Source organism: Enterobacter cloacae complex sp. P2B (assembly GCF_014895985.1).
Taxonomy (GTDB): domain Bacteria; phylum Pseudomonadota; class Gammaproteobacteria; order Enterobacterales; family Enterobacteriaceae; genus Enterobacter; species Enterobacter bugandensis.
In genome coordinates this window covers 236190-252392 of the sequence record NZ_JADBQQ010000011.1, presented here as the reverse complement: position 1 = coordinate 252392, position 16203 = coordinate 236190, and the positions used below count along the sequence as shown (strand labels likewise).

The window sequence follows — 16203 nt, the reverse complement described above, 5'->3', positions numbered from 1 at the left end:
AAGTAATACATCAGGCATGAAGTAACATACAAGTGAGTAAATAACAAACAGCATCAATGTTTCAACAACCCAGGTCAGGGTATGCTTTTTTGCATTCATCAATATACCTGTATTGTTCCAAGTGCATCTAACCCAGCAGTAACTTTAAACGTGCCGGATGCCAGTAGACCATGCATCAGAATTCTGTAATGGGAGTGATTTGGCAACGTAATACATCCATTGCTAATCCCAGATTGTCCCGCCGGGTGTAACCGGAAAGAACCACGCTCAACATTATTGATAAAAGTTCTGTCGTCAATGTGAGTATCGTGGCGGTAAAGAGCAAACCAAAAGTCACGGTTTGATCCGCTTTCTAACCCTTTAATTGCGTCATGCCAGTGAGTACCAAAACCGCCTCGTGGACGTGTCACGATATAATAGAGTCCTGGGGGTAAGGGGCCCACCTCAGGAGTCGCAACGGCATTAGGATTATTTCTGTTATGCCCGGAATTTCCAGAATACGCGGGGAAAAAGCCTAAGCCGGGGCAACTCAAAGTGGAAAGCTGATAGCCGTTCAAATGAAAAGTGCACCGAATCATCTGTCTTTCCACTCGTCAGAAAAAATAATATTACCGTCACAGTGTTTCCAGGTTATTTTTTCGTAACGCAGGGAGATACTTTCCAGATGGTTATGCTTCTCCGTTGCCGGGTTTTTAATGTCATGCATGAGTGGACATATAGAGACGACTTTGACATTTTCTAGCTGCATATTGAAGTATTCAACTTCCTGCCCGGAATCGTTGATCTTATACCATTTAAATTCAGCCCCTTTCAGCGTCTGACCTTTTGCTACGGCTTTGTAGAGATAGGGACTTGATCTGTCGAATTCCTTCTCAAAAACGAGAGCTGAATGAATACGAGTACCAGTAATTTTCCCCGTCATGTTATCTGTTGGTAGATGCAGGCCATGACTAAATCCCAACACCTCGATACTGCCCTCACGATCTTGTACATCGACAGCGCCTTTGATATCTGCTCCACCGTCGTCTTTTAGCCACAGGTATGCTGGAATGGCCATCTTAAACTCCTTTTTCTTTCACAGTTCGTATACCGAATGGATGTTAATACTCCCAATGTGTTATGGTGATTAGACAAAAAATGCCATGCAAAATATTTATATTTCATTGATTTATAAATGTTTTTCTTGAGATTGGTCCCGCTAATATTTTGTGCCGCATTAAGCGTTTCTGAATAAAAACACTATTTTTATGAATTTTAGGCATTAAACCGCTTGCTTTGTCGTCATCGCCGTGCGTTAATGGTCTTCTGGTTTTGAGTCCAAAAAAATATCTGACGTAGTTTCATAAAGCAGTTCTCATCACGTTGTGCCTCTCCGCAGCCTCTCTTGGGTCTTTATCTACATTCCGATTAGTTTTGTTTAAAACCATTATTGCCTGATCGGCTCATGAGTAATTTACGTTTTTACGTTCACAGGAGAATCCTATGACTTCTTATATCCATTTCCGCTGCCCATGCTGTCATGGCTCGCAGTACCGTACCTCAGTCTTTGATGTATCTGAGAAAAACCCGCTCGGTGCGAAATGCATCTTTTGCAAATCGTCAATGATCACGCTCGATCACCTGGCCGCTGCGCGTCAGGCGCAAAGCCACGTTACCGAGTACCGTAAGTAATTTTTACTTAAACTATAACAGTTAGCAAAATCTTCTCTTTTTCTCCTGCTGATATACACTGTCGGCAATAAGGAGAATCTGATGAAAAAATACCAGCGTCTGGCGCAACAAATTATCTCGCAGATTGAGCTTGGCGTTTGGCTGCCAGGCGATAAGCTGCCTTCCCTGCGAGAGCAGGTGGCAAGCAGCGGCATGAGCTTTATGACCGTTGGCCACGCGTATCAGATGCTGGAAAGTCAGGGGCGCATTGTCGCCAGGCCGCAGTCGGGCTATTACGTTGCCTCGCGCCCGACCGCACAACAGCCTGCGCCGCCTGCCCAGGTAATGCGTGATGAAGCGGTAGATATCAACACCTATATCTTCGAGGTCTTACAGGCCAGCCGAGATCCGTCCGTTGTTCCTTTCGCCTCCGCGTTTCCCGACCCCCGGCTTTTCCCGCTTCAGCAGCTCAACCGCTCGCTGGCAAACGTCAGTAAAACCGCTACCGCAATGAGTGTGATTGAGAACCTGCCGCCCGGTAACGCTGAACTCCGTCACGCCATTGCGCGCCGTTATGCGCAGCAGGGGATGAACATCTCGCCGGACGAGATCGTCATTACCGCAGGCGCCCTTGAGGCCCTCAACCTGAGTTTGCAGGCGGTGACGGAGCCAGGATACTGGGTGATTGTTGAAAACCCGTGTTTTTACGGCGCACTGCAGGCGCTGGAGCGTCTGAAGCTAAAAGCGCTGTCGGTCGCCACAGACGTCCGGGAGGGTATCGATCTGAATGCGCTGGAGCAGGCGCTGAACGACTACCCCGTAAAAGCCTGCTGGCTCATGACCAACGGCCAAAACCCGCTTGGCTTTACGCTGAGTGCGGAAAAAAAAGCGCGTCTGGTCGCGCTCCTGACGGAACACAACGTCACTTTGATCGAGGACGATGTCTACAGCGAGCTCTATTTTGGTCGCGAAAAACCGCTTCCGGCCAAAGCCTGGGACCGGGTAGATATGACGCTTCACTGCTCTTCCTTTTCAAAATGCCTGGTGGCGGGGTTTCGCATCGGCTGGGTGGCGGCAGGAAAACACGCGCGCCGCATTCAGCAGCTGCAGCTGATGAGCACGCTTTCAACCAGTTCCCCCATGCAGCTGGCGCTGGTGGACTATCTGGCGACAAAACGCTACGACGCCCATCTGCGCCGCCTGCGACGAACCCTCGCAGAGCGAAAACAGCAGGCGTGGCAGTCGCTTCTGCGCCATATGCCCGCCGGTGTCAAAATCCACCACAACGACAGCGGCTATTTTTTATGGCTGGAGCTACCTGCGCAGCTGGACGCGGGGCTGCTGAGCGAAAAGGCCTTAACGCACCATATCAGCATTGCGCCCGGAAAGATGTTTTCCACCTCTGACGCGTGGACGCCGTTCTTCCGGTTTAATACGTCCTGGGCGTGGGGCGAGCGGGAAGAGCAGGCGGTCATTCAGTTAGGTAAATTAATTAGCACAATGATGGAATAACTTTTCCCCTTTATTTAAATAATCATTTCTTATCCTGACGACGGCACGGCAAATATTTTGCGGTGCCATATCATATGAAATCTGCATACCGGCTTTCGCGGCTAACTCCTTGTCTATAATCCAGTTAACGGGGAATGCGTCCTCGGTCACACCTTGATGAAATTTCCTTAAGCCGAACGGTGCGGCGCATTTGCGCGGTCTACGTTTAATAAGGGAGATATTTTTACGGCACGGCTGCCGCTAAATTTCATTGCGACAGGAGTAACTCTTATGAGCAAAAAATTTGCCCGCAGCAGCCTGTGCGCGCTCGGCATGACTATCATGACCGCGCAAGCCGCAGAACCACCAAAGGCCATTGGCGACGGGGAAGGCCGACTGGATATTATCGCCTGGCCGGGGTACATCGAACGCGGACAGACGGATAAAAATTATGACTGGGTTACCCAGTTTGAAAAAGAGACCGGCTGCGCGGTCAACGTTAAAACGGCGGCCACGTCCGATGAAATGGTCAGCCTGATGGCGAAGGGAGGTTACGACCTTGTCACCGCGTCAGGTGATGCCTCGCTCCGCCTGATTATGGGAAAACGCGTTCAGCCGATTAACCCGGAACTGATCCCCAACTGGAAAACCCTTGACCCGCGCATCGTGAAGGGCGAGTGGTTTAACGTGGGCGGCAAGGTCTACGGCACGCCGTATCAGTGGGGGCCCAATCTGTTGATGTACAACACCAAAACCTTCCCGACGCCGCCAGACAGCTGGAGCGTGGTCTTTACGAAGCAGGATCTGCCGGACGGCAAAACCAATCAGGGACGCGTGCAGGCATACGACGGCCCGATTTATATCGCCGATGCGGCGTTGTTCGTCAAAGCCACTCAGCCGCAGCTGGGTATTAGCGACCCGTATCAGCTCACTGAAGAACAGTATGCCGCCGTGCTCAAAGTACTTCGCGACCAGCATGCCCTGATCCACCGCTACTGGCATGACACCACCGTCCAGATGAGCGACTTCAAAAATGAAGGCGTCGTGGCCTCCAGCGCCTGGCCGTATCAGGCGAATGCTCTGAAGGGCGAGAACCAGCCCGTTGCCACCGTCTTCCCGAAAGAGGGGGTGACCGGCTGGGCGGATACCACCATGCTGCATGCGCAGGCAAAACACCCGATGTGCGCCTACAAGTGGATGAACTGGTCGCTCACGCCGAAAGTGCAGGGCGATCTGGCGGCATGGTTTGGCTCGCTGCCCGTCGTGCCTGAAGGGTGTAAGGCCAGCACGCTGCTGGGTGACAAGGGCTGTGAAACCAACGGCTATAACTATTTTGACAAAATCATGTTCTGGAAAACCCCCATCGCAGAAGGCGGAAAATATGTGCCTTACAGCCGCTGGACGCAGGATTACATCGCCATCATGGGTGGCCGTTAATCATCCGGGAGCAGAACATGACGTACGCGGTAGAGTTTAATGACGTTTCCCGTCTGTACGGCGACGTGCGGGCGGTGGATGGGGTCACCATTGCCGTTCGTGACGGAGAATTCTTCTCCATGCTGGGGCCTTCGGGCTCCGGCAAAACCACCTGCCTGCGTCTGATTGCCGGCTTTGAGCAGCTGTCTGGCGGCACGATATCTATCTTTGGCAAAGAGGCGAGCGCGCTGCCGCCGTGGGAGCGGGACGTGAACACCGTATTCCAGGATTACGCGCTGTTCCCGCATATGTCGATCCTCGATAACGTCGCCTACGGGCTGATGGTGAAAGGCGTCGACAAGAAAAAACGCCACGCGCAGGCTCGCGACGCGCTGGAAAAAGTGGGCTTAAGCTTTGCCGTCGCCCGCAAGCCTTCGGAGCTTTCCGGAGGCCAGCGCCAGCGTGTGGCCATCGCGCGGGCGCTGGTGAATGAACCGCGCGTCCTGCTGCTCGACGAGCCGTTAGGCGCGCTCGATCTCAAGCTGCGGGAGCAGATGCAGTTCGAGCTGAAGAAACTTCAGCAGGAACTCGGCATCACCTTTATTTTCGTCACCCACGATCAGGGTGAAGCCCTCTCCATGTCGGACCGGGTGGCGGTGTTCAATAATGGGCGCATCGAGCAGGTCGATACCCCGCGCGATCTCTACATGCGCCCGCGCACGCCGTTTGTCGCCGGTTTTGTCGGCACCTCGAACGTCTTCGATGCAGGCCTTGCGCATAAAGTCTGCGGCATGGAGGGCAGCTATTCCCTGCGTCCGGAACATATCCGCCTGAATGAGGGGGGTGAGGTTCAGGTGCAGGGCGTCGTCCAGGCCGTTCAGTATCAGGGGGCTGCCACGCGTCTTGAGCTCAGGCTCGCCGACGGTGCCAAACTGCTGGTGAGCCAGGCCAATCTCAGCGATTTCTCGCCGCTAAGCGGCATTGCGCCGGGGCAGGCCGTCACGGCGTCGTGGTCGCGCGAGGCGATGATTCGCCTGCAGGAGGAGAGGTGAAATGGCTATGAGTGTCGCGCACCCTCCCGCCCCGCGCGGCCGCATAAGCCGCATTACGTCACTGTTCTGGCGTAAACCGTCGCTTGGACTGTTCCTGCTTCTGCTTGCACCGCTGATGTGGTTTGGCATTGTCTATTTAGGATCGCTGCTGACCCTTTTGTGGCAGGGTTTTTACACCTTTGACGATTTCACCATGGCGGTCACGCCGGATCTGACCCTGGCGAACATTCTGGCGCTCTTCAACCCGGCAAACTACGACATCATCCTGCGCACGTTAACGATGGCGATTGCGGTGACGATTGCCAGCGCAATTCTGGCGTTCCCGATGGCCTGGTACATGGCGCGATACACCCGCGGCAAGTGGAAAGCGTTTTTCTATATCGCCGTGATGCTGCCAATGTGGGCGAGCTACATCGTCAAAGCCTACGCCTGGACGCTGCTGCTGGCGAAGGACGGCGTGGCACAATGGTTCCTCAACCACCTGGGGCTGGAGCCGCTCCTGACCTCGATCCTTACGCTACCCGCGGTAGGCGGCAACACCTTATCCACCTCCGGGCTGGGGCGGTTTCTGGTCTTCGTCTATATCTGGCTGCCGTTTATGATCCTGCCCGTTCAGGCGGCGCTGGAACGTCTGCCGGCTTCGCTGCTGCAGGCCTCAGCCGATCTCGGCGCGCGCCCGCGCCAGACCTTCCGCTATGTCGTTCTGCCGCTGGCTATTCCGGGTATTGCCGCGGGCTCAATCTTCACCTTTTCCCTGACGCTGGGGGATTTCATCGTACCGCAGCTGGTCGGGCCGCCGGGGTTTTTCATCGGTAACATGGTCTACTCCCAGCAGGGGGCGATCGGCAATATGCCCATGGCCGCGGCGTTCACGCTGGTTCCCATCGTGCTGATTTCACTCTATCTGGCGTTCGTGAAGCGTCTGGGAGCATTCGATGCACTCTGAACGCGCACCGCTGTTCCTGAAAGTGGCAGCGTGGGGAGGCGTCATCTTCCTGCACTTCCCGCTGCTGATTATCGCAGTCTATGCCTTTAATACCGAAGATGCTGCCTACAGCTTTCCGCCTCAGGGGCTGACGCTGAAGTGGTTTACTGCGGCGGCGGGGCGCGGCGATATCATCGAATCGGTGACGTTGTCACTTCAGGTTGCCGCGCTATCCACCGCGATAGCCCTGGTACTTGGCACGCTTGCTGCAGCGGCGCTCTGGCGAAGCGAGTTTTTTGGCAAGAACGCGATCTCGCTATTGCTGCTGCTGCCGATTGCGTTGCCGGGGATCATCACTGGCCTGGCGCTGCTGACAGCGTTCAAAACAATCAACCTTGAGCCGGGGTTTTTCACCATCGTGGTTGGGCACGCCACGTTTTGTGTGGTGGTGGTCTTCAATAACGTGATTGCCCGTTTCAGACGCACTTCCTGGAGTCTGGTGGAAGCTTCGATGGATCTCGGGGCCGACGGATGGCAAACCTTCCGCTATGTGGTGCTGCCCAACCTGGGCTCCGCGCTGCTGGCCGGGGGAATGCTGGCGTTTGCCCTGTCGTTTGACGAAATTATCGTCACAACCTTTACGGCGGGACACGAACGCACGTTACCGCTGTGGTTGCTCAATCAGCTAGGCCGTCCGCGCGACGTGCCGGTCACCAACGTCGTTGCACTGCTGGTGATGCTGGTAACAACCATCCCCATTCTGGGAGCCTGGTGGCTAACCCGCGACGGCGAGAACATCGCCGGCGGCGGGAAATAACATTGATTTGAACAGGACAATGCTATGCAAACACATCTGCTGATAAAGGGTGAACTGGTTGCCGGAGAGGGAGAAAAACAGCCGGTCTATAACCCGGCCACCGGAGAGGTGCTGCTGGAGATTGCTGAAGCGTCAGCGGCACAGGTCGACGCAGCGGTTCAGGCCGCCGACCGTGCTTTTGAGGCGTGGGGACAAACGACGCCGAAAACGCGCGCCGAGTGCCTGCTGAAGCTCGCGGATGCGATTGAAGCGCATGGCGAAGAGTTTGCCCGGCTCGAATCCCTCAACTGCGGAAAGCCGCTGCACTGTGCGCTGGGCGATGAAATTCCGGCAGTGGTCGACGTTTTCCGTTTCTTCGCCGGGGCGGCCCGCTGCCTGAACGGGCTGGCCGCGGGTGAGTATCTTGACGGCCACACGTCGATGATCCGCCGCGACCCGGTGGGCGTGGTTGCCTCTATCGCGCCGTGGAACTACCCGCTGATGATGGCGGCATGGAAGCTGGCGCCTGCGCTGGCGGCCGGTAACTGTGTGGTCATCAAGCCGTCTGAAATCACGCCGCTAACGGCGTTAAAGCTGGCGGAGCTGGCGAAAGATATCTTCCCGGCCGGCGTTCTCAACGTGCTGTTTGGCCGCGGGAAAACGGTGGGCGACCCACTCACCGGACATGAAAAAGTGCGCATGGTGTCGCTGACCGGTTCGATTGCCACCGGGGAGCATATCATCGGGCACACGGCGTCCTCCATTAAGCGCACCCACATGGAGCTGGGCGGTAAAGCGCCGGTTATCGTGTTCGATGACGCCGACCTGGATGCGGTTGTAGAAGGCGTGCGGACGTTTGGTTTCTACAATGCCGGGCAGGACTGTACGGCGGCCTGCCGTATCTATGCCCAGAAGGGGATCTATGCCCAACTTGTGGAAAAGCTCGGTGCCGCGGTCGCCAGCCTCAAAATGGGTGCCCCGGAGGATGAGTCTACTGAACTCGGTCCGCTCAGCTCGGCTGCCCATCTTTCACGCGTCTGTCAGGCGGTTGACGAGGCGAAAGCCCTTGGCCATATCCGCGTGGTGACGGGCGGGAGCAAAAAAGAGGGGGCGGGCTACTACTTCCAGCCAACGTTGCTGGCCGGGGCGAAACAGGACGATGCCATCGTTCAGCGCGAAGTGTTTGGACCGGTGGTGAGCGTCACCGAATTCGACGATGAAGCGCAGGTCCTGGCCTGGGCGAACGATTCGCAATACGGCCTGGCGTCGTCGGTCTGGACGAAAGACGTGGGACGCGCCCATCGCCTGAGCGCACGCCTGCAGTACGGCTGCACCTGGGTGAATACCCACTTTATGCTGGTGAGCGAAATGCCGCACGGCGGCATGAAATTGTCTGGCTATGGAAAGGATATGTCGGTATACGGGCTTGAGGATTATACGGTTGTCCGGCATGTGATGATTAAACACTAGAAAATCATGCCCGGCGGTCTGCATCGCCGGGCGTTTGCTTTACCAGCCACACACCTCGTGCTCATTTTCCGTGTCGTAAGCGCGGACGGTATTCACCAGATCTTTTACCACGTCTGCGGCGACGTCGGGGATGAGCAACTCCATGGGGGCCTCTGTTTCATAATCCACCGAGACGCCGTTGCTGTTGTTGGTCACGGTCACTGTGTACGTTGCTTTACCCACGCGGTTACTCCTTATGTGTATTGACCACTTTGCCGATGCCAGCCCCCTGAAGCGTAACGTCAGGATCGGCAAAAAAGTCGATATTGAAATAGGTATCGTCGGTCAATAGCTCGATGCGGTGCCATTTCTCCGGCGGTGAGATGCCAAACGATCCGGCTTCAATCACCAGCTCCAGATCCGGTTCGGTCGCGTCAGCGTTCGGGAAACCGAAATAGCGCACCGCACCCTGCATCACCGACAAACGGCCATATACGCTGGCTTTCGTATTATGGTGGGTGAAAAGGGCTTTTGGCGCGGTGTCTTTGTTCCAGAATGGCGTGGAGCGGGTATGAACAAAATTCTCAGGGATACGTAGCATAAGGGTTACCTCGTAAATAAAAGCCGCTTAAAGCGACTTCAACACCTCTGGTTCGACGAAAAATTCAATATTGAACAGCGTGTCGTCGCTCATCACCTCGATGTGATGCCATTTCTCAGGGGGAAAAACACCGAAGTGGCCGGCCCTGATAATCAGTGTGCTGTCAGGCTCAGGGACATGTTCATCAGCATAACCCAGGTAGCGGACGGCACCCTGCATAACGGACAGGCGGGGATAAACGCCCGGACGGGTACCCGTATCGAGATGACGCTGAAAGATCCCGGCGGGGGCGGTTTCTTTATTCCAGAAAGGGGTAGAGCGGGTATGAATACAGCTTTGCGGAATGCGTAGCATATTGCCTCCCATGTATGTCTGCCTTTATTAGACGCCTTTGCGGAAGAGAGAATTTATCAAAAAGTGCATTTTACTTGCATGTTATCAATAAAGATAATGGGTGGCTCCCCCTGTTTGTAATACAAAATACTCAGTTGTTATTAGCCATAATATTTAAGTGGTTATTATGTAATGAAAAAACTTGATCTGTATCAACATATGACGCATATTGCGTGCGGTTATTTTTTCGGCTCTGGTATACAGAATGACGTTGTATCAAAAGATGTTGGTTTTTTACGCAGTGATGGCTTCCATCTGTGCATTAATTACCTGGTTCCTTTCTAAAGACCGCAAGCGCATCCGCCTGCTTAGCGCGTTTCTGGTCGGGTCGACCTGGCCGATGAGTTTCCCCGTTGCGCTGCTGATTTCTCTTTTCTGAAGCATCCTTCCAATTTCGAAAGATGAACATAGCATTCCAGTTACGATGGCTGTATAAATACACAGTGCATCGTAAAGGAGTGCTTATGAACAGTTTTTACTCGCAGCATGCGGGTTGCACCGTGCGCTGGCATGATTTGCCCGGCTCTGGCGATCCCTTAGTCTTTATCCACGGATTGGGCTGCGCCTCTTCCTATGAATATCCTCGCGTCGTCCGAGACCCTCAGTTTGGCGGGCGCAGAGCTATTCTCATCGATTTACCCGGCAGCGGTTACAGCGATAAGCCTGAACATTACAGCTATAAAACGACTGAACAGGCGCGCGTCGTGGCGGAGTTGATTGACCATCTTCAGCTGGATGCTTTCTGGTTATACGGTCACAGCATGGGCGGCAGCATTGCTATAGAAACGGCGGGGCTGCTGGCACCGCGCGTGAAGGGACTGATAGTGTCGGAGCCCAATTTTCACGCCGGTGGGGGGATGTTTAGCCGCTCTATTGCGGCGCAAACCGAATACCAGTTTGTGGCGCAGGGCTATAATGCCATGCTCCGTAAAGAGACCACCGCCTGGGCCGGGTGCCTGCAAAGCAATGCACCCTATGCCGTCTGGCGCGGCGCATCAAGCCTGGTCGCCGGTGTTGAGCCGGACTGGGAAGCGCAATTTCTGTCGCTGCCTTGCCCGGTGACGTTGATTTTTGGTGAGCTCTCACTGCCGGATGACGATGTGGATAATCTGAAGCTGAAGGGCGTTGAGGTCAAAATCATCCCTGCGGCGGGGCACTCCATGTCGTGGGAAAACCCGTCGGCACTGGCGCAGGCCTTAGCGGAGTGTATGGCGGCGTGATTATCGTTGCTGAATATATGCCGGGTAAGCGCAGCGCTACCCGGCAAGAAAGGCCGCTACAGGATTAAAGCCCGCAGTGCCTGACGTGCGTCAGGCTGAACATCATGCGGATGCTGATAATCAATGTTTTCGATTGCCCGGCTATAGAGGGCAACCAGCCAGTCGTAAACGTACGCGGTGGCCGCATGAACAGGCTGCTCCCCCAGACGCGTCAGGCGCGGTGCGGCACTGCTGACGACGGGCGTAACAAAGATTGCCTGACCTTTGCGAATGCGGCTTGCGGGGCGTTCTGCTGACGGGGTCTGGTCGTAACCCAGCCAGCCAACGAAATTCCCTATCACCGCATGCAGCTGCGCCGCGCTGCTTTTATCCGCGTCGACAATGCGCTGAAGCTGTTGCGGCAGATTAAGCCGGTAGCTGGTTACCACCAGCACATCCGCGATTTGCTGCAGCACCGCGGGCTCCAGACCAAGACGGGCGGCGGTAGCTTCATTGCGGCTCCACTGGCGCAGATGATTTATCCATACTCTGTGCGCCAGGCGCGCTTTGTCTTTTGTCTGGAATCGTCCTGCGCTTTCCTGGGCGTTATCGGCGAACAGATCGATGGTGTCCGTGAACAGCCCGTTCACCTGCTCCTCGCGCGGCTGCTGAACGGCGAGCAGCGTTTCAAAGGCTCTCAGCGGCGGCAGCAGGCCTTCAAGCAGTTCGCCGTGACGGGCGGCACTGCTTTGCAGCGTGCGCACCATGTTTTCGGCCTGAGCACGTCGCGTACCCGGTTCCTCAACCAGCGGCGCCAGATAGCTTTGCATCAGCGACGCGATCTCCTGCCGCAGCAGGTTTTTCAGCGTGCCGAGACGCTTCTGCCGCTGTGCCGGGAGCGTCGCCTGAGACAACCACTCAATGACGCGCTGCATGCTGTGGCTGTCCAGCGCCTGCAGAGTTCCCCAGCGCAGGCCTGGCTTGCCCAGCAGATGCTGTACGGCTTCATCGAGATTCTGTCGGGTAGTGAAACGAGCGTCATGCGGGGTGATCGCCCACACCAGCCCCGGCAGGGCAGACTCCTCGGCAGGCTGGGTCTCTTTAATCCAGTTAATTAACACTTTTGCTTTTTGGGCCGTCTGCTCGTGCCGCGCTGTCGCGTTGCAGATAACCAGCACATCCGGCTGGAGCTGCTGGCGGTAATGTTCAAACAGCCACTGGCATTTAGCCTGTACTAAAGGATCGGCACTGCCGTATTCAAAGACCGGAATATCAATGATATCAACGTTATCCAGCGCGCCATTCTCAACCGGCAAGACCAGCTCGCGGGTAAGGAAGGCAAGCACGTCGACCGGGATGCTGATGGCGTTGAGCATTTCACCGTTGTTCAGCGGATGAAGCAGCGTCTCCTGAGTTTCCTGCTGGGTTAAGGTACCGTGCGTCAGGAACCCTTCACCAGGCAGACCAAAGCTGTCCACCAGCAGGCTCAGCGGCGCAGCCAGCTCGCTCGCATGGCTGGTCTGATGCAGCACGTGGGCAAGCTTCAGCCACTGCTGGGTTAACTCCTGTTGCTCGCCCCACAGTAGCGACCAGACGCTGGCGCGGGTGCTGAGATCGAGCGATGGCACCAGCTGGGCAAACTCATGCCACAGGGCGTCATCAATTTGCTGTCTCGCGGCGGGTACCGTGCTTTGCCAGAAACGCGAAATCGCACCCACATCCTGCGCCGTGATGCCGGGCACGCTCTGCGGCTGGCGAAGGCCGCGCCATTTCTCCAGACGCGTCTCAATGACCGCCTTATCCACCGCGCGCATCTGCGGGTGCAGCGTCGTGCGGGCAATAAACAGCTGTACCAGTTCGGCCTCTGTGACCAGGCTCAGACGCAGCGGAAACGCCTCATCCGCTACCTCCGGGGTGTCTCGTGTGAAGCGCACGGCCATGTTGGTCAGGGCATGCCCTGGGTTAATATGCGAAAAATAGTCAAAGGTGCGCTGGCCCGGCATCACGTTCAGGCGCCCGTTACCGCTGCCGCACAGCGACAGCAGCAGGTGCGCTTTGGCGCTCTGAGAATGGCCGTAAAGCCCAATGCTGCTCCGGCGGGTCAGGGCGTGTTCAATGGCCTGCTCCCGCGCCTGCGCCGCGTTGATGCGAGCAAGCAGGGCATCAGCATCGTTATCCAGCACAGGGGCGGTCAGGCGCGTCTCATTAATCCACCCGATCAAGGTCTGGGTGGTGGTCGTGGTCGCTGTCATTTCAGGTATACGCTCCCGCTGTCGATCCAGTAGTGGCTACCGCTGTGTCGGCGATCGGCCAGGGTATTCAGTTTGAAGGTTAACGCGTCAGGCGCAACCGGCGTGCCGTCCTGAAGCCAGGCATCGCTGAGCTCGAAGGACTCAGGGCCCTCTAATTTGCTGCCGCCGCAGAGCTTAAGCCGCACGTTCAGCACGCCGTCGCCGGCAATCGCTTTTGCCAGTTCAGCCGAGTTGATGCTGAGCGTATAAAGCGGCGTGGCGGGCCAGCGCGCGTTCGCCAGCTGGCGGAAGCCGAGGGTAACGTTACCGCGCAGCGGGAAGTGCAGACGGGCGTCAAGCTTCGCGCCGGGTTTATCGAGATCGATATCCTGATACCAGACGTTTTCCTCGCGCAGGGTATTGACGGTGTTATCCAGCACGCCCAGATAGCGCACGGTGGAATAGGCGCCAATGTCCGCGGCCTTAAAGTTAAAGCGCGGCAGACGCAGATCGAGCGCCAGGCTGCAGAGCATGGCCCCCACCGCGGCGGTCGATTTCGGATTGCCTATGCGCCCCTGCTGGCTGAAGGGATACCACTCGTGAACCTGATATTTATCCAACCAGACGATGCGGTTGACCGGCACCGGCTGCAGATGCCGAATCAGCGCCTGAACGCCCGGCAGGCAGCCCGGGCGCCCGGTGATGAGCAGAATATCGCAGCTGTAATGGGAAATCGCTTCACACACCGCGTGAAGCGGCGAGGTCAGCGTAAACTGACCGGCCAGCATTGCATCCTGCATTTCGCGGAAGTTCACGTGCAGCGGCACGGCGAACAGGTCGAACGCCTCTGAGCCCGCCGGCAGGGCATGATCGATTGCCTGCTGAAGATAGTTCATCACGTTGCGGGTTGGTTTCTGCGCAAGGAGCTCGCCAAAGGTGGCATGCAGGCCCGCCAGCGGATCGTCAATGTCGCTGGCTTCCCACGCGGAAAGAATGGCGTGGCCAATCGGCATAAAGAGCTGAAACGCCGTTTGCTGGCGCAGTACCGCCTGGGTATCAATACGCCCGGAGTCGCCGAACAGCGACGCCATCAGCAGTGAGGCGTCCGCAATGCCGGATTTCTGCAGCTGCGTTTGCAGGGCGGGCAGGACATAGCGCTGAATCACGTCCAGCAGGGTATCGTCGCCCGCCACCTTGAACCCTTCGCGGAACAGCAGTTGCGGGGTGATTTTGACGTTATTACCGGAGCCGTCATCAAGCTGGTAGTGGGTTATTGCCATATCCGTGGTGCCACCGCCGATGTCGATAGACGCGACGCGTAATGCGCGGCCCGGCTGCACGCCTGGCTCAGGTTCACGATCCGTGCGGGCGAGTGAGGCGAAAAAGGCTTCCGTCTGGCCGCCAAAACGGGAAATCGCTTCGTTATACAGCCACACCAGCTGACCGCAGCTGGCTTCATCCCACTCCATCTGGATCTCAGGGACCGGCACCACGCTTTTTTCCTGCTGCTTGCGGGTGGCAAAATCTTCATCCTGCGGGTGCCAGCCCATCGCTTTCCAGACGATGGCAATGGCTTCAAACATGCGGCGACGGAAAATCTCGCGCTCCTGCTTCGGCATGGCCGAGGGCAGGGTCAGGATCAGGGTGCGCAGCTGGCGCGGCGAGGCCGGGAAGCCCAGGCGCAGGCGGGTGGCGACGCTGTTGATCTGGCCCAGCGCCTGCGCCAGCAGCTCGCACAGCATGTGCGTCATCAGCGTGCTGCGGCTGTACTGCGGCGAAAAGACCGGCAGCCGCTCGTCCTGCGGCAGCGTAAACAGCGGCTCACCGTCATCGTTCATCAGGTTCATCAGCGGAAACGCCGTGGCGAGCGGTTCACGCTGGGTTTTGCCGTTCATCTGACTAAAGCGCCAGTCCTGCACGACAGGCGTTTCATCCCACAGGTAGCGGCGCGGGCTGGAAATGCCGCTGTTACCTTCGGTTCCCAGGCGCTGCATCGCCAGCTTGCGGGCTTCATCGCCTACGCGAACAATCGACGGCCAGACAAACGCATCTTCGCGACCGCTTTCCACCGAGAAGTGCTGTTTGCCAAAACGCGCTTCGGAGAATTCAAGACGGCTGGTAAAGAGAGGTTCGTTCAGGAACTGGGGCTCGCTTAACGAACGAACCTGCAGCTCGGCGGTCTGCCGAAGCCCGTCGTTTGCATCACCGTGGTCTTCAATAATGACGCCGCAGGTGTGGGTGTTGCCCACGTCGAGGATCAGATCGACCGGAATGGCAGGCGTGCTGAGCGTGTGGGTGACAAATTTCACTTCCGGAATGGTGAGCTGTTCACCGAGCATGGTCAGTACATTGAGCCAGTGGGCCTGATATTCAAAACTGCGCATCGCCTGATGCAGGTCGCGTTCAGAGCGGTTTTCAACGCCGTCGGCATACTGGGTAAATGCCTCGCGCAGCCAGCCGTCAATCCAGGTCTGGTCGAGGAAGCTTTCTACCTCACTATCGCGCCACGCCAGCGCAAAGCGGGTTCCATTCAGAATATCGTTTTCAACCGGCGACAGGGCTGAAGTGGCATGCTCCGCGATCTGGCTGTCGAGCGCGAGGGTGACGCGGTGCGAGTTGCCTGCCGTATCGGGCTTCTCGAGCTTGCGCACCTGAACGCGCGCCCAGTTATCCGGTCCTTCCACAAAGGTCCGCGGCGGGTTGAAGCGCAGGAAGGGCACGGGAAGCCAGACGCCGTCCAGCACGGCAAGGGACTGATGCAGCGGAATGGTGGTTTCCGGTTTAACCACTTCAGGCTGACCGCCGTTCGTCCCCGGCAGGGTATAGCGCCCGTTCACCAGGTCGAAATCGAGTCGCAAAAGGGGGCCGTTCGCGGTTTTACGTACGAAGCGCCCGTTGCTGGCGGTGTCCTGCGGCGTCAGGCCGAAATCCAGGAACTGCACGCCGCTGTTGGCAATAAGCGTGACGCTTTGTTTATAGTCGCAAAGATTTACCAGCATA

The 16203-nt window shown here is 56.7% G+C and carries 16 protein-coding genes; 9 read left to right on the top strand and 7 right to left on the bottom strand.

The features are described 5' to 3' along the window. Positions 1-98 precede the first annotated feature (98 nt). A complete protein-coding gene (locus tag IM313_RS11310; RefSeq protein WP_072058755.1) occupies positions 99-578 on the bottom strand; it encodes a DUF2778 domain-containing protein in 480 nt (159 codons plus the stop codon). Next, positions 575-1057 carry an Hcp family type VI secretion system effector gene (locus tag IM313_RS11305; protein WP_048999933.1) on the bottom strand — a complete coding sequence of 161 codons (483 nt, stop codon included), beginning with the start codon at positions 1055-1057 and terminating at the stop codon, positions 575-577. The genes IM313_RS11310 and IM313_RS11305 overlap by 4 nt, the downstream gene beginning before the upstream one ends. A gap of 425 nt (positions 1058-1482) precedes the next feature. Between IM313_RS11305 and IM313_RS11300 the strand changes: the two genes are divergently transcribed. The 7 genes from IM313_RS11300 (at position 1483) to patD (ending at position 8800) form a co-directional block, all read left to right on the top strand. Continuing rightward, positions 1483-1671, top strand: coding sequence for a hypothetical protein (locus IM313_RS11300; RefSeq protein ID WP_028013309.1), 189 nt, complete (start codon positions 1483-1485; stop codon positions 1669-1671). Between the two features lie 81 nt (positions 1672-1752). Continuing rightward, entirely contained in the window at positions 1753-3162 is a 1410-nt protein-coding gene (locus IM313_RS11295; RefSeq protein WP_192971138.1) for a PLP-dependent aminotransferase family protein, read from the top strand. Positions 3163-3432: 270 nt separating this feature from the next. Then, entirely contained in the window at positions 3433-4578 is a 1146-nt protein-coding gene (gene ydcS / locus IM313_RS11290; protein WP_028013307.1) for a putative ABC transporter substrate-binding protein YdcS, read from the top strand. Between the two features lie 17 nt (positions 4579-4595). Then, a complete protein-coding gene (locus IM313_RS11285) occupies positions 4596-5609 on the top strand; it encodes an ABC transporter ATP-binding protein (RefSeq protein ID WP_048956123.1) in 1014 nt (337 codons plus the stop codon). Between the two features lies 1 nt (position 5610). Next, a complete protein-coding gene (locus tag IM313_RS11280) occupies positions 5611-6555 on the top strand; it encodes an ABC transporter permease (RefSeq protein WP_041909766.1) in 945 nt (314 codons plus the stop codon). Beyond that, a complete protein-coding gene (locus tag IM313_RS11275) occupies positions 6545-7351 on the top strand; it encodes an ABC transporter permease (protein ID WP_041909768.1) in 807 nt (268 codons plus the stop codon). The genes IM313_RS11280 and IM313_RS11275 overlap by 11 nt, the downstream gene beginning before the upstream one ends. Positions 7352-7375: 24 nt before the next feature. Continuing rightward, a complete protein-coding gene (gene patD, locus IM313_RS11270; protein ID WP_048999931.1) occupies positions 7376-8800 on the top strand; it encodes an aminobutyraldehyde dehydrogenase in 1425 nt (474 codons plus the stop codon). A gap of 39 nt (positions 8801-8839) precedes the next feature. Here patD and IM313_RS11265 read toward each other — a convergent pair whose 3' ends face one another. From IM313_RS11265 to IM313_RS11255, 3 genes are read right to left on the bottom strand one after another with little or no spacing between them, the layout of a single operon-like run. Next, positions 8840-9022 carry a DUF1869 domain-containing protein gene (locus IM313_RS11265; RefSeq protein ID WP_003856955.1) on the bottom strand — a complete coding sequence of 61 codons (183 nt, stop codon included), beginning with the start codon at positions 9020-9022 and terminating at the stop codon, positions 8840-8842. Between the two features lie 4 nt (positions 9023-9026). Then, entirely contained in the window at positions 9027-9380 is a 354-nt protein-coding gene (locus tag IM313_RS11260; protein WP_028013302.1) for a DUF1971 domain-containing protein, read from the bottom strand. A gap of 27 nt (positions 9381-9407) precedes the next feature. After that, positions 9408-9734 (bottom strand): DUF1971 domain-containing protein, encoded by a 327-nt coding sequence (locus IM313_RS11255; RefSeq protein ID WP_045260685.1) that lies wholly within the window; start codon positions 9732-9734, stop codon positions 9408-9410. A gap of 244 nt (positions 9735-9978) precedes the next feature. Between IM313_RS11255 and IM313_RS11250 the strand changes: the two genes are divergently transcribed. Beyond that, a complete protein-coding gene (locus IM313_RS11250) occupies positions 9979-10152 on the top strand; it encodes a GhoT/OrtT family toxin (RefSeq protein ID WP_014883956.1) in 174 nt (57 codons plus the stop codon). Between the two features lie 85 nt (positions 10153-10237). Next, entirely contained in the window at positions 10238-10993 is a 756-nt protein-coding gene (locus IM313_RS11245; protein WP_192971137.1) for an alpha/beta fold hydrolase, read from the top strand. Positions 10994-11049: 56 nt separating this feature from the next. On the opposite strand, the gene IM313_RS11240 is transcribed toward IM313_RS11245, so the two are convergent. Continuing rightward, entirely contained in the window at positions 11050-13224 is a 2175-nt protein-coding gene (locus IM313_RS11240; RefSeq protein WP_192971136.1) for a virulence factor SrfC family protein, read from the bottom strand. Continuing rightward, on the bottom strand, positions 13221-16202 hold the full coding sequence (locus IM313_RS11235) for a virulence factor SrfB (RefSeq protein WP_192971135.1): 2982 nt from the start codon (positions 16200-16202) through the stop codon (positions 13221-13223). The genes IM313_RS11240 and IM313_RS11235 overlap by 4 nt, the downstream gene beginning before the upstream one ends. Position 16203 lies beyond the last annotated feature (1 nt).

What these genes read in the sequence shown, in the direction of transcription:
- IM313_RS11310 (WP_072058755.1), bottom strand. Translation starts at nt 578, where the DNA reads ATGATTCGGTGCACTTTTCATTTGAACGGCTATCAGCTTTCCACTTTG.
- IM313_RS11305 (WP_048999933.1), bottom strand. Translation starts at nt 1,057, where the DNA reads ATGGCCATTCCAGCATACCTGTGGCTAAAAGACGACGGTGGAGCAGAT.
- IM313_RS11300 (WP_028013309.1), top strand. Translation starts at nt 1,483, where the DNA reads ATGACTTCTTATATCCATTTCCGCTGCCCATGCTGTCATGGCTCGCAG.
- IM313_RS11295 (WP_192971138.1), top strand. Translation starts at nt 1,753, where the DNA reads ATGAAAAAATACCAGCGTCTGGCGCAACAAATTATCTCGCAGATTGAG.
- ydcS (WP_028013307.1), top strand. Translation starts at nt 3,433, where the DNA reads ATGAGCAAAAAATTTGCCCGCAGCAGCCTGTGCGCGCTCGGCATGACT.
- IM313_RS11285 (WP_048956123.1), top strand. Translation starts at nt 4,596, where the DNA reads ATGACGTACGCGGTAGAGTTTAATGACGTTTCCCGTCTGTACGGCGAC.
- IM313_RS11280 (WP_041909766.1), top strand. Translation starts at nt 5,611, where the DNA reads ATGGCTATGAGTGTCGCGCACCCTCCCGCCCCGCGCGGCCGCATAAGC.
- IM313_RS11275 (WP_041909768.1), top strand. Translation starts at nt 6,545, where the DNA reads ATGCACTCTGAACGCGCACCGCTGTTCCTGAAAGTGGCAGCGTGGGGA.
- patD (WP_048999931.1), top strand. Translation starts at nt 7,376, where the DNA reads ATGCAAACACATCTGCTGATAAAGGGTGAACTGGTTGCCGGAGAGGGA.
- IM313_RS11260 (WP_028013302.1), bottom strand. Translation starts at nt 9,380, where the DNA reads ATGCTACGTATCCCTGAGAATTTTGTTCATACCCGCTCCACGCCATTC.
- IM313_RS11255 (WP_045260685.1), bottom strand. Translation starts at nt 9,734, where the DNA reads ATGCTACGCATTCCGCAAAGCTGTATTCATACCCGCTCTACCCCTTTC.
- IM313_RS11250 (WP_014883956.1), top strand. Translation starts at nt 9,979, where the DNA reads ATGACGTTGTATCAAAAGATGTTGGTTTTTTACGCAGTGATGGCTTCC.
- IM313_RS11245 (WP_192971137.1), top strand. Translation starts at nt 10,238, where the DNA reads ATGAACAGTTTTTACTCGCAGCATGCGGGTTGCACCGTGCGCTGGCAT.
- IM313_RS11240 (WP_192971136.1), bottom strand. Translation starts at nt 13,224, where the DNA reads ATGACAGCGACCACGACCACCACCCAGACCTTGATCGGGTGGATTAAT.
- IM313_RS11235 (WP_192971135.1), bottom strand. Translation starts at nt 16,202, where the DNA reads ATGCTGGTAAATCTTTGCGACTATAAACAAAGCGTCACGCTTATTGCC.